This window comes from Pseudocolwellia sp. G5-9 (genome assembly GCF_055808995.1).
In genome coordinates, this window is sequence record NZ_CM147893.1 from 4483913 (window position 1) to 4499403 (window position 15491).

The following is a 15491-nucleotide window of genomic DNA, read 5'->3' on the forward strand; positions in this document are numbered from 1 at the left end:
ACTTAATCAGGTAGTATTTCTTCGTTATCGCTATAGGTACGATTTTTACCTGAGTTTTTAGCTTTATATAGATTTCTATCTGCTGCTGTAATAGCTGACTCAATACTGCTATTACCCACTATGGTGCTTATACCCATACTTACAGTTGTATCAAAAGCTTGTTGTTTACACAAAGGGCTATTGTTTCTAATTGCTTTGTGTATCTTTTGGGCTGTAAGGCCGGCTTGAATTGAATTGGTATAAGGGAGAATAAATAAAAATTCTTCACCACCCCAACGGGCAACGGTATCTTGTGTGCGTACGCAGGTTTTAAATATTTTTGCTAATTCTACTAAAACACAATCTCCTGCGTTGTGACCATATTCATCATTTATACTTTTAAAATTGTCCACATCACAAATAATAATACTGAGCTCAGTTTTATTTCTAACTAAACGGCGTTGTTCATATTCAATAACATTGGTGGCATCTCTACGATTTGATAATTGAGTAAGAGGATCTATTTTAGATAACTGTTCGAATCTGTCACTTACGTCTCTCATTGCTTTATACGATGTTTCTCTTGAATATTCGTATAACGCAGTGAGTGCTGAAACAGTTAGAAAAGAAGAAATAAGTCGAAGTTTAAAATCAAGAGGATATTGGACTGTGGATATAATATCTACAGGAAGAAGTAATATTAGCGATGATATACCTGTAAATAGTAGTAAATTTAAAACGCCTATTCTTAAACCACAAATAAAAAAGGTCACGGGTGCGGTCATAAATATCCATAAAGGCCCAGTATTATTGGCTCCACCAGAGTAGAGTAAATAGAACATTAAGATATAAAGTTGATATAAAACAAGACCAGAAGAGAGTTGATAATTATTCGTCGTTTTTTGAGTGACAGGGCCTAAGGTAAAAATAAAGCATACTACAAACAAAACACAGGCGAGTTGAATGTTATGATTAGTTAAGGCTAAAACTGCTGCTATTCCAGTGATAATCGTTCCGATCAAAGAAAAAAGATAAATAACTAATATTCGTCTGTTTACTTCATCAGAATTAGACTCTCTAGCACCAGAGTGCAGGTATGTTAGTAGTAACGATTTTAATGCATTCATTATTTTTTTCTTTAGAACAGATAATTCACAATAACTAGACCTTATTAAAAAGTATAGTATTTATTCTAAATTTGAGTCTGTTTCCTCCCCAAAAAAAATTATTTTATTCTTAGGTTTTTACGTTTATTCCATTCTTTAGCCACTGAAAAACGCCATATACTGTGAATCCCAATATAACCGATAAGAGAAAAAAGAATAGCACAAACTAAGCATCCTAATAAAAATGCGGGCCCAATTGTGGTTAAACTATCAATTATCCATTGCCAAGTTGCATGAAATTCAAATTTTTCTGCGGGAGCATTTATTATCCATGCACCCACTAAATAACAAACATAAAAAATTGCCGGCATAGTCAAAGGATTTGTTATCCATACCAAAGCGATAGAAATAGGTAAGTTTGCATGTACCAAAATTGCAATACCCGCAGCTAATACCATTTGAAAAGGAACAGGTATAAAAGCAAAGAATAAACCCACAGCAAAAGCTTTAGCTATAGATCGTCTATTTAAATGCCAGAGGTTAGCATTGTGTAATAAACCACCAAAAATTTGTAAATATTTGTTGGTTTTTATAGAGTGAGCATCTGGCATCAAACGCTTAATGATTTTTTTAGGCATAAATAAAATAATTTAAAATTTTTTAGGAATTAATCACTATGGATGGGTGGCTAATCACGTTCTTTATAGGTGCTATATTGTCATTATTTATGGCAATAGTACCAGAGTTTTTTTCTGTCATTTTTTTTACCTTTGTAGGTTTAGCGTGTTCATTGTACCAAAAGACACGAACTATTAGCGGACTGTTTTTAGGGATCGCTTGGATTTTATATTCTGGAGTACAATACCAACAGGTTTGGCAAAAAAACAACATCAATGTTAACGTATTATTTGATTCGACTCATTTTGTTACAGGTAAAGTTAAAACCATACCTTCCACAATAGAATCACGTATACCTATTCAAGAAAAAAACAAAGAACGACTTTTTGAAAATAAAGTAAAAAATAAAATTAAATACAAACGTAGTTATAAATTTAATTTTGAAATAACGCATATTGATCATCAATTACTGTCTACTCCCATTATTACTCGCCTTAGTTGGAATAAATCATCTCATCTTGTTCAACAGGGGAATGAATGGCTTCTAAAAGTAAAGTTAAAACCACCTCATGGTTTTGCTAATCAAGGAGGATTTAATTATCAAATGTGGCTTAGACAAAACAACATTGTGGCTACAGGCTATGTTTTAAATCACACAGATAATGAAATACTTAGTAATAAAATAAGCTATCGTCAGCAGTTATATTCAAATTCACTCACTTTATTACCATCAGGGCAATTGTCTTCTTTGTTAACGGCATTAAGTTTTGGAGAAAGAAATACGATAGACCAAGACACATGGTCAGTACTTAATAAAACAAATACACAGCATTTAATTGCTATTTCAGGTCTTCACTTAGGTTTGATCGCAACAGGAAGTTTTTTAATTATTAGCTTTTTAATTAGAATATTCCCTCTACGTTTTTTTGTTAAACAGCCTCTGCAATCAAGTTATCTAGATTTATTATTATCAAACAATAGTAAACTTATCGCCGTATTTTTTAGTTGTTTAATTACTTTTTATTACGCTTACCTCGCAGGTTTTTCTTTACCTACTGTGAGGGCATTAGTCATGCTTTTACTTTTTTGGTTGTTTAGAATTATAGGGATTAAACCTAGTTTATTAACGTGGCTGTTTCTTACCGTTTTTATCGTTTTACTAATAACGCCAATGAGTTTAATTAGTGGGAGTTTTTGGCTTTCGTTTTACGCGGTGAGTTTAATCTTATTAACTCTGTGGCGCTTTAAACGTTCTTTTACTGGTAAAAATAAAATTACTACATGGCTGCAATCACTTTTTTGGGTTCAGCTTAGTTTAAGTATCTTTATGTTACCTATTTCTATGTTGTTTAATTATCAACTGTCTCTAGTGTCAATTACTGCAAATTTAGTTGCTGTGCCATTAATGAGTTTCACTAGTATCCCTCTGTGCCTACTCGCTGTTTTAGTTATGCCTTTTAGTGAGTTTTTTTCTTCAACTTTATATCAATTAGCTTTATTTTCTACACAAGCTTTATGGCATTGGTTAGTCCTATTGTCTGAGCAACCTAGGGCTTTAGTTGAAGTATCGTTTAATCATATTATTGTAGGAAGCTTGATTATCTCTCTTCTAGGGATAAGTCGATTTTTATCCGTTAAATGGCGACACCTCAGTTTTTTATCATTGCTCTGTTTAATTGGTTTTTGTTATATCTATTTTTTCAATAAACAAGATACCGACTGGAAAGTTATGGTTTTAGATGTAGGGCAAGGGTTAAGCGTTGTTGTTGAAAAAAACAATAAAGCGATTCTTTATGACACAGGAGCAAGCTACCCAAGTGGATTTAATATGGCCGAAGCGGTTGTATTGCCTTATCTAAAACATCAGGGGATCCAAACATTAGATAAAGTTATTATTAGTCATAGCGATAACGATCATGCTGGTGGCTTAAACAAGTTAAAGAGCTCTCTTAATATTAAAGAAATAATTGCAAGCGATCCTAAACTAAAAGGTGATAAAAAATGTGTGGAAGGCAATGATTTTATATGGCAAGGATTAACGTTTAGCCTACTATGGCCATTAAATGAAGCTAACTATGTGGGAGATGAAAACGACCATTCTTGTGTTATAAAAGTAAGTGATGGCGATAAAAGTGTATTACTTACCGGAGATATTTCTACCCGTGTCGAAAAATTACTTGTGGCAAATCATCAACTGTTACCTGCATTAAATTCAGATGTCATTATTGCTCCTCATCATGGCTCTAATACTTCATCAAGTCAGGCTTTTATTCAAGCGGTCTCTCCTCGTTATGTCGTATACAGTGCAGGGTTTATGAATAGATGGAATATGCCGTCTAAATTAGTTAAGAAAAGATATGTCGAACAAAGTGTTATGGCATTTAATACGGCAGAAGTCGGAATGGTCGAAATAAAAGTACAACTTGATAAACTTAAAGAAACACCCAATAACAACAAGAATAGAAAAATTATAGTCACGCCTTATAAACAAGGAAAGTATCCTTTTTGGTTTGCGCAATAAGTTAGTTATTAAATTCAACCCAATTAGTTGGTGTACAAGTAAAATAACGTTAAAATAAATTGTTAACCCAAATCGAGGTTAATTAGTTTTTAAATGAATGAGAGACTTAATGTCTAAAAACGAAGCAGAAAATTTACCTGAAGAAGATACTTGGCAAAACTTTAAACGTCTTATGTCATATTCAAAACCTTATAAAATGGGTTTTGTTGCTGCAATTATTGGTATGCTAGGTTATGCAGGTGTTGATACCTTATTCTTTTCTCAGTTACAGCCATTAATTGATGAGGGCCTTTCAGGTAAAAACCCTAACTTTATGAAATGGGCGCCTATATTCGTTATTGCTTGTTTTGTTGTTCGGGGTATTTGTCATTTTATTGGTAACTATTGCTTAGCTTGGGTAGGTAATCATGTCGTTTCAGACATTAGGCAAAAGCTGTTTGAGCACATCATGTTTTTACCTGTCGCTTTTCATGATAAAGAGTCTACGGGATCGTTAATTTCTAAATTAACCTTTGATACTGAGCAAGTATTACAAGCAACCAGTAAAGCCTTGCTTACTTTGGTTCAACAAGGTGCTTTTGTTATTGGTTTATTAATTGTTATGTTTTATAAAAGTTGGGAACTTTCGGCTATCTTCCTACTTATTACCCCTATTATTGCCGTTATTGTTACTATTGTTTCAAAGCGATTTAGAAAAGTGAGTAAAAGTATTCAAAGCGCTATGGGGCAGGTAACTACTGCCGCTGAGCAAACATTTAATGCGCATAAAGTCGTGCTAACATTTGATGGCCAGCAACGTGAATATGATCGTTTCGAGAAAATTAATAAACATAATCGCCAACAACGGATGAAATTAGTTGCTACACGTTCAGCGAGTGTCCCTCTTATTCAAATTATTGCCTCTTTTGCTTTAGCTTTTGTATTATATGTTGCAAATCTTGAAGGAATGAAAGAAAGCTTAACTCCTGGTATTTTTATTACTGTAATAACGTGTATGACTATGCTGTTAAGGCCCTTGAAAATGCTTACTACCGTTAACAGCGAGTTTCAAAATGGTATGGCAGCCTGTGTGAGTATTTTTAAAGTATTAGATGAAGAACGAGAAAAAGACACAGGTCAGCTTACTTTAGTTAAAGCAAAAGGTTCCTTATCATTTAATAATGTTGATTTTTCATATAAAAATGATAATGAATTAGCATTGAAAAAATTAAATTTTTCGGTAAATCCTGGAGAAACTACTGCTTTTGTTGGTCGCTCAGGTAGTGGGAAATCAACAGCGAGTTCCTTGTTATTACGCTTCTACGATGCTACCTCTGGCGAAGTGCTTATTGATGGTAAAGATATTACCGAGTACAAACTTAAAGATCTTCGTAAGCAATTTGCTTATGTATCTCAGCAAGTCGTTTTATTTAACGACACATTAGCGAATAACATCGCTTACGGAAATCCTGACGCAACCGAAGAGGACATTATTGCTGCAGCAAAAAATGCCCATGTATTAGAATTTGCGGAAAAAATGCCTGAGGGATTAAATACCAATGTTGGAGAAAATGGGGCGCTACTCTCTGGTGGGCAACGACAACGAGTAGCTATCGCTAGGGCCTTATTATGTGACGCACCATTTTTAATTTTAGATGAGGCTACCAGTGCTTTAGATACTGAATCTGAACGACATATTCAAGACGCTTTACAAATTTTACAACAAAACCGCACTTGTATTGTTATTGCACATAGACTTTCAACTATTGAAAATGCCGATAATATTGTTGTTATGGAGGCAGGTGAAATTATAGAGCAGGGCGATCATAAAACCTTACTTGCAAAAGACGGTGCATATGCACAATTGCATCGTTTTCAATTTAGTTAATTGCTGTATTTATGAGACTCATTGAAAAAGTATGGTTTAAACAACACCAAGCTAAATGGCTTGTTGTGCCTTTGTTATTACCTATAACCTTGTTGTTTTTTATTCTTACGAGTTTACGACGTTTCTTTTATAAAATAGGTCTTTTAAAAGCCTGCAAAGTTTCTGCACCTGTTATTATTGTTGGTAATATAGGGATTGGCGGTAACGGAAAAACACCGGTTGTTATTTATTTAATTGAGCAATGTTTAAAACTGGGTTTGAATGTAGGTGTAGTAAGTAGGGGGTATGGTGGTAACGCACCTTATTATCCTTATTTATTAGATAATAGTAGCACAGCAAATGAAGCGGGCGATGAACCCATATTAATTTATAAACGGTGTAATATTCCTGTTGTTGTGGGTTCTGATAGAGTCGCAGCTGCTGAGTTACTCATACAACAAGGATGTAATATTATTATTGCCGATGATGGCCTACAACATTATAAACTAGCAAGAGATATAGAACTTATTATTGTTGATGCTAAACGCAAGTTTGGTAATGGCTTATTATTACCCGCAGGTCCTTTACGAGAAGGTGAATGGCGTTTAAATACGGTTGATTATGTTATTTTTAATCAACCATCAGTACCTAGTAAATTACAAAACACTCAACCTCAGGTGAATAAAACAGCAAACCATTTAGATATGGTATTGTGTCCTCAATTCGTTTGTAATGTAAAAACAAGAGAAAAAATCTCTTTACAGCTATTTATAAAAGAGCATAACAGAGTTAATGCAATGGCTGGCATAGGCGATCCAGAACGTTTTTTTAGCACCTTACGTAATCAAAAATTTGAGGTAGAAAACGCATTAGGCTTTGTTGATCATCATCATTTTACTGAACACGATTTGAAGCATTTTACTTCAGCAATACCTTTACTAATGACAGAAAAAGATGCAGTAAAGTGTCAAACGTTTGCTAAAGAACATTGGTGGTATGTTCCTGTAGGTGCTGAGTTTTCAGAGCAAGAAATTCAACCATTATTAGATAAAATAACAGCATTAGTTTATAAAGCTGATAATGACAATAACTTAAGTAACACAACTAACACAAATTAAGAGAATATCTCATGGCATTTGATACAAAATTAATGGAAATATTAGCGTGTCCCGTATGTAAGGGAAAGTTAGATTATAATAAAGACGATCAAGAACTTATCTGTAATTTTGATCGTTTAGCTTACCCTATTGAAAAAAACATTCCTGTTCTTTTAGAAAATGAAGCTCGTAGAATAACCGAAGAATAATTTAATTAAGGCGTATTTTAAATGTCATTTATTGTAGTTATACCTGCTCGATACGAATCCACACGCTTACCGGGTAAAGTGTTAGCCGATATTAATGGTAAACCCATGATTCAGTGGGTTGTTGAAAAAGCACTGCTAAGTGGTGCAAGCCAAGTTATTGTTGCAACAGACAACGATGAAGTAGAAGCCGTTGTTAAAGAGTTTGGTGGCGAAGTGTGCAAAACACGTAGTGATCACCAATCAGGTACTGAACGGTTAGCTGAAGTAATGACAACCTACCAGTTTGCTGATGATCAAATTATCGTAAACGTACAAGGTGATGAGCCATTTATTCCACCTGAAAACATTGCACAAGTGGCTGATAATTTAGCTATTCAAAATAATGCGAGAATGGCAACACTAGCCATAAAAATAACTGATGTAGATGAAGCCTTTAATCCTAATGCTGTTAAAGTGCTTTGCGATAAAAATGGCCATGCGTTATATTTTAGCCGAGCGACGATTCCATATGATCGTAATCGTTTTTTAAATAAAGATGCTGTTGCGGAAATAGGTGACTTCTATTTAAGGCATATTGGTATTTATGCATACAGAGCCGGCTTTATTAAAGATTATGTTACTTGGCCTACTAGCCAATTAGAACAAATTGAATCTTTAGAGCAATTACGTGTTCTATGGCAAGGTGAAAAAATTCATGTAGCTGTTGCTGAATCAACTGTTCCTGTCGAGGGAGTTGATACGCCAGAAGATTTAGAAAGAGCGATTCAGTACGCACAAACTCTTTAGTTTTTCATGTTTTTAAATAATAAGCCTTTGTTAATCCATAAAGGCTTATTACCACTCTTCTTTTAATAAGCACCATTCAACGTGTAATACTTGAAATTCAGTATTATTCACTTTTATTATGTTAAATATGATAAATGGAGAAAATGACAAATGAATTTAATAAAAACAATCACATGTATTGCTGTTGTCGCAGGGCTTACGATACCAGTAGTAGGTTTTACTAAAGACAATAAAGTAGAAAAAGAACCTGTTAATTCAAGCTGGCTAAGTCTTTCTAAAAAAGAATTAAAGGCTGTTGAAGCGTATGCTATTCAGTATAAAGACTATATTTATAAATCACCTACTGAGCTTACTTTTGTAACTGAAACCGTTAAAAGAGTTGAAAAGAAAGGTTTTAAAAAACTTACAGATAAAAGTAAGTTAACACCGGGAGCACGTTTTTATGACGTAAACAGAGATAGAACTATTTCTCTCATTGTTATCGGTAAAAAGTCGCTAGAAAATGGTACACGTATTGTTGGTGCACATATAGATTCTCCTCGTTTAGAGTTAAAAGGACGCCCATTATACGAAAAGGAAAAATTTGCCTTATTTCAAACTTACGTTCATGGTGGCATTAAAACGTATCAGTGGGTAAATGTTCCTTTAGCTTTAGTAGGCCGTGTTGATAAAAAAGACGGTACAACCGTTAATATTTCAGTAGGTTTTAATGAAAACGACCCTATTCTACTAGTGCCTGACCTAGCGCCTCATGTTGATCACGACAACAGAAATCGTACCAGCCGAGAAGTTATTAAGAAAGAAGAATTAGATGTTATTATCGCGGCTAAACCAGCTCTTGATACGTCTGTTAAAGATGTAGTCACCAATTTTTTACTTACCGAGTATGATATTAGCCTTGAAGACTTAGTGTCTGCGGAATTAGCTTTAATACCTGCTTTGAAGCCTCGTGATGTTGGTTTTGATCGCAGTATGATCGCCGCTTACGGACAAGATGATAAAGCATCTGCTATCGCCGCCGTTAATGCGTTACTTGAACAAAAAACACCTGAATACACCTCTATCGCCTATTTAGTTGATAATGAAGAAGTGGGTAATATTAACAACACAGGGGCAGGTTCAAGTTATTTAGTTGATTTGCTCAGTGGGCTTTTATATAAAGAAAAAGGCACTAGTTATAACGACTATTTACTACGTAAAGTACTAAGAGAAACTAAAGTTATTTCTGCTGATGTAAACCCAGGTGTAAATCCTTCTTGGGCTGGTGTATGGGAGTTAGGCAATGCACCACGTTTAGGTAATGGTGTTAACTTAAAGCTTTATGGTGGCGGTTTTAATGCTAACTCAGAATATATGGCGTGGACGCGTAACTACTTAGATAACAATAATATTAAATGGCAAACATCTACCTACAAAGGGAAAGCATCGGGTGGAACAATAGGAAGTGATTTATCAAATGATAATATGGAAGTTATCGATTTTGGCATTCCTATTCTATCGATACATTCACCCTATGCGGTTGGTTCTAAAGTTGATTTATATTCGCTTTATAAAGCTATGTCTGCTTTTTATCAGGAAAAGTAATATCGATAATAGTTAACGCATTTTTTTCGTTAAATTGAAAATAAATGCGTTATTAAGATTATATGATAATTGGTCGATGTAGAGTTGTTAGGTGTTTAAGGTTTCTTTAGCTAATACAGGATTAGCGTACATAGTTAACAACCATTTTTTCTGTTCATTAGTAAGCTGTTGAAGCCTATTGTAAAGAGGGTTGTCACTTGGCTCAATTTCTGTATTTTTCAGTAGCTCATAAGCTTTTTGATTACTGTCATAAAGTTTATAATTAGCAATGATTTTTTCATCAATAGCTTGAGCTATCGCTTTACTATCTTCAAAATCACCAAGGATAGGATCACAAAACTCAATATGCACATGTCCTTTCTTACCTACTAAACCTCGGGTTATGCTATCAAAATCTTCATTTTCTGATTTTTGATATTCACCGGTTGCTTCTTTTGCTGCTAACTCTTTTGCTTTATCTTGATCACACGGATCAAACTCATAAGAAATGGCAACAGGAATAATATTTAACTGCTCTAAATAGTCGCTAATACTTGTTTCTTTACTTTTATTTAACAGTAGCATAGAAATAAGTGCCGAATTGGTTTTATCAATACCATCTTTAGCTCTGCCTTCACGTTGAGCTATCCAAATATTCTGCTGATTTTCAGATAGCGTGTAGTGAATGTAACTCGAAAGCTGTTTTGATGCAGTTAGCATAGCTCGTTTAGTTTTTTCACTGCGCTTTACAATGAAACTTTTATTTAAACGCATTAAATCAGACACCCAAGGCTGGTTTAATAAATTATCACCAACAGCAGCTTCTACCGTAGTTATTCCACTTTGATACAAAGCTAAATTAACTAGAGCAACATCCATTACAATATCGCGATGATTACTAATAAATAACGACGGTTTGTTTGGATCTATTTTACTGATGCCATTATATGAAAAGTGCGAGCAACTCGTATCAATTAAGTGATAAAGGTACTTCGCAACTTCTTTTTGAATATCATCAATACAATTAAATTTTCTTAAACGACTTTTAAAGTAAACTTTAACAATAAACTTAGCTAAATTTGGAAATATCTTATGCGTTAGCGGAAGTTTTATACCGGCAATTGAGGCTTGCAGTGCAGGTTCATTAATAAGCTTTTGTATTACGGAAGCTACCTCATCATTTCGATAAGGTCGTATATCATCAAACATCTATGGATCCAAAGTAGCGTATAAATAAAAAATAATTTAAATAATTATCTTCTTAAATTGTTTGAACGAATCGTATAACAGAAGTTCAACATATATAGGCATATTATATCGTAAATATTAGCTTCGTTAATGCTTTTATTGTGTGATGGTAGGTATTTTTTCTTGATCTTTAACTGCGCACCAAAAAGGTTAGTATTTAACCTGGAACCGTTGGGAGCTTTAAAAAAGTTAAAAATAGGAGAGGGTAACGTTTAGCAATAAATTCTCAAGGAAGAGCTCTTATTGGGTTCGTTTTATTCTTTATATTTTGGCTGTTTCTTGTAGCTAAAAATTAATACTATGCTATAGATTAAAGAAGGTACTGTATAAAAGCTTGAGTAAGGGGGAAAGAGAAGTAAGCGAAGATTTGAGATATTTACAAGTATTAACGGGTTATAAAATGGAGTAATAAATTGCAAAAGGAGTGTTTTAGTTACAAATTTTTACTGTTCTTGAAAAATATTAATTACTTAAAAACAAATGGTTATGATTTTTAAAAAAATAAAGCATAAAAAATACTTGCCTTTTCACCTGTAAGCCCTCAGGTTATTTAATGAGTAACAATTAAAAGGAAAACCTATGAAAATAAATCTTTCTGGTCATCATGTAGAAGTTACAGATTCAATCAAAGAGCACCTAGACGAAAAATTTGCTAAAATTGCGAGTCATTTTCCCACAATCATCACACTTGATGTGATTCTTTCTAAAGAACACGGACAATATCAAACTGAAATAATTACAAATTATGAAGGTAGTCGAATATCTACATCAGCTAAAAATGATGTGATGTATCCAGCCATTGCTGCTGCTGCTAAAAAGTTAGATGCGGCGCTTAATCATAGAAAAGGTCAATTAAAAGCAAACTTACATAGTAAGCCAAATCCAACAACCCCTATAATTGCACATGAGAAAGTGCAAGAAATGAATTTAAATTCATAGTTTTAAATTGTTTAAAATCCAAACGTTTAGACTTTATGTCAGGAGGGAACTCCTGACAACTTCCCTCCATCTTTACTTCAATTAATTACTGGCTTCATGTGATAATTTCTAATTCTGTAATACTGTTAGATAATGAATACGAACTTAATGCTGTACGTGCTCAAGGTGCTGGCGGACAAAATGTCAATAAAGTTTCTTCAGCGATCCATCTTCGTTTTGATATTAATGCTTCTTCACTCCCTGATTTCTATAAAGAAAGATTACTCGCACTTAAAGATAAAAGGATCACAAAAGACGGTGTAATTATTATCAAAGCACAAGTTCACCGTACTCAAGAGAAAAATCGTGACGATGCTCTCAAACGTTTGCAAGAGCTTATAAAAAGTGTGGCTATAGTTCAGCGAGTACGACGAGCAACTAAACCGACAAAAGGCTCACAAAGAAAACGTATAGAACATAAAAAGCAAAGAGGAACGGTAAAAACGCTAAGAAAAAAAATTGCTCATTAATTTATTATAAACTCTTTCAGTACAGTTCCCTCTCTCAATCTCTTTATCATCATTGTATTAAAATTATTATTTAGGGTGCTACATATTGTGTAGCGTAATATGATCGGATATAGTTTTTATATTATTCATTAAGAGATAAAACAACATGTCATTTCCGTTACCAGGGGAGCCAGTAAGGGGCTCTAAAACGGGTAAACCTATTATGGCGTTATTAGATTTATTAGGTCGAACGTGGGCGCTTGGTATTATTTGGAATTTACAAAAATCTTCATGTACCTTTAGACAGTTGCAAGAAAGGTGCGAAAATATCTCGCCAACTCTTTTAAATAAACGTATTAGTGAATTAAGAGAAACCTCGATTGTTGAAAAAGGTTTAAATGGTTATTGTCTCACTCATTTAGGGAATGAACTTTTTACCCTAATTCAGCCTTTAGGAAGCTGGTCTGTTAACTGGAGTCAATCGTTAAAGGATGATTTGAATGAATAGATTAACTCCCAACTTTTCATTTACTGAGATGTTTTTAGATCGAGCTTCCTCTAAACGTAAGAGTTATGAGTGGTTATTAGAACAATTAAAACATCAAGAATGCCAAATAATACCTATTTGGAAAGGGCAGTTTTTGTTTAATAATACTACTTTATTCATATTTGATCGTAATCGTAAATCTCATATATTGCTTGAAAAACCAGATGGACAAGATAAAGAGAGCCCTTTTATTTTTTTAGGTATGGATAATACATCACCGATTTTTGTAATTGATATATCTTTTATGGAGAGGGATAGCGTAACTGAAATTTGTAATGAGACCATTGAATTAATTGATTTAAGATCCTCATTAGCTATCGTGTCTAGCAAACAAGCTTCAATTTTGGGATATGCTAATTGGCTAACTTATTGGCATAGATCTAATCAATTTTGTGGATGTTGTGGGAATTTTACTAAGCCCCAAAATGCTGGACATTCATTGATTTGTATAAATGCCGAGTGTGGTAAAGAAGTATTCCCAAGAACCGATCCCGTTGTGATTATGTTGGTTGAATATAAGCCTGATAACGGGCCTGCACAGTGTTTATTAGCTGAACATCACAGAATACCCGATAAAGTGGTTTCCACACTCGCTGGCTTTGTTGATCCGGCTGAAACAATAGAGCAAGCCGTTATACGTGAAGTGAAAGAAGAGGCTGGCGTTAACGTTTCTACTGTCAAATATATCACTTCGCAGCCGTGGCCCTTTCCTAGCAGCTTAATGCTTGGCTTTTATGCAACAACCAATGATTCTTTTATTCAAATTGACGATGAAGAAATTCGTGACGCACAGTGGTTTACTGCTGATGAAATACGAACATTTGATGAATGGGGAGATGAGGGGGATAATTACAAATTACCTCGAAAAGAGTCTATCTCTCGCTTTCTAATTAATGCATGGGTAGAAAATAATTAGACAGAGATTTATTGAAAAGAGAAGGTTGGAAGTATACATGTTAAATAATTCCAACCTTAATCATTTAAGTCGTCATATTAATGGGATCTAGTTAATTTAGTTCTAAATACTAATGTACTCAATAAGGCGATTAATCCCCAAAACATAGAACCGCCACTGCTATCATCTGAAGGCGTTGTAGGTTCTTCAGGAGTTGTAGGTTCTTCTGGAGTAATTAACGTATTTTTTACTGGTGTTAAATCTTGAGCTGTTGCCGAAGACGAATCAACAATAACAATTTGATATATAGTAATAAAGTTTTCAGCAGCAGGAACTGCACCGGCGACACAATTAAAATTTACGAGAGGGATGTCGGTAAAGGTAGCACTAGCATTGCAAGTTGGAATATTACCTATTGCTTCCATTACTGCAATATCACCTGCTACCACTTGGCCAAAAACAGTAAATCCATCATTTTGAAGATCTAAGTTTGCACTGTTATCTGTTAAATTAAAAAACCATTGATTTGTCGCACTGTTAGGATCACCTCCTAGCTTTGCCATAGCTATTGTGCCCTTTACATTAGAAAAAACAGGTTCGTTAATCACAGCAGCATTTTGAGGGATAGTTTCTAATTCGGCACCATTAAAAGTATAGCCGCCACCCTGAAATATGAAGTTAGAAACACTTCTATGGATAATGCTGTCGGTATACGCGCCATCATTTACATAGGCTAAAAAATTTTCCACTGTTTTTGGGGTATCTTCGTCAAATAAGTTAACTTGAATATTCCCTTGTGATGTTTGAAATTCAACAATAGTCGCATTACTTGTGAAACAGGAAAATACTGCGGTAAGACTAAAAATAGATGCAATATAATTGCATTTTAACTTATTTATCATAAGTACCTCATAATTATTGGAATTGTTTTTAATATAGTGAGTTGGATAGTAAAGATTATGAATTAAAACAACAACAGGCAATATTTACTGTTTATTGATAATGAGTGAGGAAATAAAGCTAACTTTTTGATATTAATATAAATAAAATAATGTGATTTTTTGTAATTATTGTTGATGAACTTTTGTTTTTCGTAATGTTCCTTCATTTACAACTCTTTTTAATAAAAATATATGCATCTATAAATATCTTGATTAAAAAATACACTTATTATATATATTTAATGAATAATAAAAATAATAGAGTTAGTAAAATTATGAATGTTAATAAAAAGCTTTGGTCGTTTATTTTTGGCTGTTTAATTGCTGCATCTTTTGTCTGGTTAATTAGTTTTGGTAAGAATGCCGCGGTATTAGAGTTTTTTCATCAGTACCCAGATTTTGTTATTGATTATTACGCTTTAACGGTTACTGCTGTTACTTCAGTGGGAGTAACATTTATTATTATTTTTATTATGAGTTGGGTTTTTAATGTATGTACCAGTGAACATCCCTTTTGGTTAATTCTTCCCAGTGTTACTTTTGTTTTTTTAACCTTATTTACATCTCAATTCATGCTAGCTTCTATGCTTTCAGCCGCTATACCAGCATTAACTATATTGCTACTTACTGCCATAGTATTTAGATTTTTAAACATTAACCGAGAAAATAATAAAAACGCCGACTTATAAGTCGGCGTTTTTATTTATA

General features: G+C 33.7%; 15 protein-coding genes. 11 read left to right on the forward strand and 4 right to left on the reverse strand.

Features of this window, described 5'->3' with window-relative positions; all coding sequences use genetic code 11:
• Nucleotides 1-2 precede the first annotated feature (2 nt).
• The gene (locus AC0L5Q_RS19545; protein ID WP_473613215.1) at nt 3-1106 is read right to left on the reverse strand and encodes a GGDEF domain-containing protein; all 1104 of its coding nucleotides are present in this window, start codon (nt 1104-1106) and stop codon (nt 3-5) included.
• Nucleotides 1107-1204: 98 nt separating this feature from the next.
• Entirely contained in the window at nt 1205-1723 is a 519-nt protein-coding gene (locus AC0L5Q_RS19550) for a DUF2062 domain-containing protein (RefSeq protein WP_473613216.1), read from the reverse strand.
• 38 nt (nt 1724-1761) lie between these two features.
• Here AC0L5Q_RS19550 and AC0L5Q_RS19555 point away from each other — a divergent pair, with 38 nt between their 5' ends.
• The 6 genes from AC0L5Q_RS19555 to AC0L5Q_RS19580 all read left to right on the forward strand — a co-directional run bounded on the left by AC0L5Q_RS19555 (nt 1762) and on the right by AC0L5Q_RS19580 (nt 9746).
• Nucleotides 1762-4224: a DNA internalization-related competence protein ComEC/Rec2 gene (locus tag AC0L5Q_RS19555; RefSeq protein ID WP_473613217.1), complete on the forward strand. Its 2463-nt coding sequence runs from the start codon at nt 1762-1764 to the stop codon at nt 4222-4224.
• A gap of 109 nt (nt 4225-4333) precedes the next feature.
• The gene (gene msbA / locus AC0L5Q_RS19560; protein ID WP_473613218.1) at nt 4334-6091 is read left to right on the forward strand and encodes a lipid A export permease/ATP-binding protein MsbA; all 1758 of its coding nucleotides are present in this window, start codon (nt 4334-4336) and stop codon (nt 6089-6091) included.
• Nucleotides 6092-6102: 11 nt separating this feature from the next.
• Nucleotides 6103-7188: a tetraacyldisaccharide 4'-kinase gene (gene lpxK / locus AC0L5Q_RS19565; protein ID WP_473613219.1), complete on the forward strand. Its 1086-nt coding sequence runs from the start codon at nt 6103-6105 to the stop codon at nt 7186-7188.
• A gap of 11 nt (nt 7189-7199) precedes the next feature.
• Complete coding sequence (locus AC0L5Q_RS19570; RefSeq protein WP_473613220.1) at nt 7200-7376, forward strand: Trm112 family protein; 177 nt, start codon at nt 7200-7202, stop codon at nt 7374-7376.
• A 21-nt stretch (nt 7377-7397) separates the two neighbouring features.
• On the forward strand, nt 7398-8162 hold the full coding sequence (kdsB, locus tag AC0L5Q_RS19575; RefSeq protein ID WP_473613221.1) for a 3-deoxy-manno-octulosonate cytidylyltransferase: 765 nt from the start codon (nt 7398-7400) through the stop codon (nt 8160-8162).
• Between the two features lie 150 nt (nt 8163-8312).
• Nucleotides 8313-9746 carry a zinc-binding metallopeptidase family protein gene (locus tag AC0L5Q_RS19580; protein ID WP_473613222.1) on the forward strand — a complete coding sequence of 478 codons (1434 nt, stop codon included), beginning with the start codon at nt 8313-8315 and terminating at the stop codon, nt 9744-9746.
• 87 nt (nt 9747-9833) lie between these two features.
• Here AC0L5Q_RS19580 and AC0L5Q_RS19585 read toward each other — a convergent pair whose 3' ends face one another.
• Nucleotides 9834-10934, reverse strand: coding sequence for a 1-acyl-sn-glycerol-3-phosphate acyltransferase (locus AC0L5Q_RS19585; RefSeq protein ID WP_473613223.1), 1101 nt, complete (start codon nt 10932-10934; stop codon nt 9834-9836).
• A gap of 618 nt (nt 10935-11552) precedes the next feature.
• Between AC0L5Q_RS19585 and hpf the strand changes: the two genes are divergently transcribed.
• The 4 genes from hpf (at nt 11553) to nudC (ending at nt 13863) form a co-directional block, all read left to right on the forward strand.
• The gene (gene hpf, locus AC0L5Q_RS19590) at nt 11553-11912 is read left to right on the forward strand and encodes a ribosome hibernation-promoting factor, HPF/YfiA family (protein ID WP_473613224.1); all 360 of its coding nucleotides are present in this window, start codon (nt 11553-11555) and stop codon (nt 11910-11912) included.
• A 98-nt stretch (nt 11913-12010) separates the two neighbouring features.
• Entirely contained in the window at nt 12011-12421 is a 411-nt protein-coding gene (arfB, locus tag AC0L5Q_RS19595) for an alternative ribosome rescue aminoacyl-tRNA hydrolase ArfB (RefSeq protein WP_473613225.1), read from the forward strand.
• 145 nt (nt 12422-12566) lie between these two features.
• Nucleotides 12567-12908 (forward strand): winged helix-turn-helix transcriptional regulator, encoded by a 342-nt coding sequence (locus tag AC0L5Q_RS19600; protein WP_473613226.1) that lies wholly within the window; start codon nt 12567-12569, stop codon nt 12906-12908.
• Entirely contained in the window at nt 12901-13863 is a 963-nt protein-coding gene (nudC, locus tag AC0L5Q_RS19605) for an NAD(+) diphosphatase (protein WP_473613227.1), read from the forward strand. The genes AC0L5Q_RS19600 and nudC overlap by 8 nt, the downstream gene beginning before the upstream one ends.
• Before the next feature lie 77 nt (nt 13864-13940).
• Here nudC and AC0L5Q_RS19610 read toward each other — a convergent pair whose 3' ends face one another.
• Complete coding sequence (locus AC0L5Q_RS19610) at nt 13941-14744, reverse strand: peptidylprolyl isomerase (RefSeq protein ID WP_473613228.1); 804 nt, start codon at nt 14742-14744, stop codon at nt 13941-13943.
• A 314-nt stretch (nt 14745-15058) separates the two neighbouring features.
• Here AC0L5Q_RS19610 and AC0L5Q_RS19615 point away from each other — a divergent pair, with 314 nt between their 5' ends.
• Nucleotides 15059-15472, forward strand: a complete 414-nt coding sequence (locus tag AC0L5Q_RS19615; protein WP_473613229.1) for a hypothetical protein — start codon at nt 15059-15061, stop codon at nt 15470-15472.
• The last annotated feature ends 19 nt before the right edge of the window (nt 15473-15491 follow it).

Excerpts from the sequence above, each read along its gene's own strand:
- AC0L5Q_RS19545 (WP_473613215.1), bottom strand. The coding sequence starts at position 1,106 with ATGAATGCATTAAAATCGTTACTACTAACATACCTGCACTCTGGTGCT.
- AC0L5Q_RS19550 (WP_473613216.1), bottom strand. The coding sequence starts at position 1,723 with ATGCCTAAAAAAATCATTAAGCGTTTGATGCCAGATGCTCACTCTATA.
- AC0L5Q_RS19555 (WP_473613217.1), top strand. The coding sequence starts at position 1,762 with ATGGATGGGTGGCTAATCACGTTCTTTATAGGTGCTATATTGTCATTA.
- msbA (WP_473613218.1), top strand. The coding sequence starts at position 4,334 with ATGTCTAAAAACGAAGCAGAAAATTTACCTGAAGAAGATACTTGGCAA.
- lpxK (WP_473613219.1), top strand. The coding sequence starts at position 6,103 with ATGAGACTCATTGAAAAAGTATGGTTTAAACAACACCAAGCTAAATGG.
- AC0L5Q_RS19570 (WP_473613220.1), top strand. The coding sequence starts at position 7,200 with ATGGCATTTGATACAAAATTAATGGAAATATTAGCGTGTCCCGTATGT.
- kdsB (WP_473613221.1), top strand. The coding sequence starts at position 7,398 with ATGTCATTTATTGTAGTTATACCTGCTCGATACGAATCCACACGCTTA.
- AC0L5Q_RS19580 (WP_473613222.1), top strand. The coding sequence starts at position 8,313 with ATGAATTTAATAAAAACAATCACATGTATTGCTGTTGTCGCAGGGCTT.
- AC0L5Q_RS19585 (WP_473613223.1), bottom strand. The coding sequence starts at position 10,934 with ATGTTTGATGATATACGACCTTATCGAAATGATGAGGTAGCTTCCGTA.
- hpf (WP_473613224.1), top strand. The coding sequence starts at position 11,553 with ATGAAAATAAATCTTTCTGGTCATCATGTAGAAGTTACAGATTCAATC.
- AC0L5Q_RS19600 (WP_473613226.1), top strand. The coding sequence starts at position 12,567 with ATGTCATTTCCGTTACCAGGGGAGCCAGTAAGGGGCTCTAAAACGGGT.
- nudC (WP_473613227.1), top strand. The coding sequence starts at position 12,901 with ATGAATAGATTAACTCCCAACTTTTCATTTACTGAGATGTTTTTAGAT.
- AC0L5Q_RS19610 (WP_473613228.1), bottom strand. The coding sequence starts at position 14,744 with ATGATAAATAAGTTAAAATGCAATTATATTGCATCTATTTTTAGTCTT.
- AC0L5Q_RS19615 (WP_473613229.1), top strand. The coding sequence starts at position 15,059 with ATGAATGTTAATAAAAAGCTTTGGTCGTTTATTTTTGGCTGTTTAATT.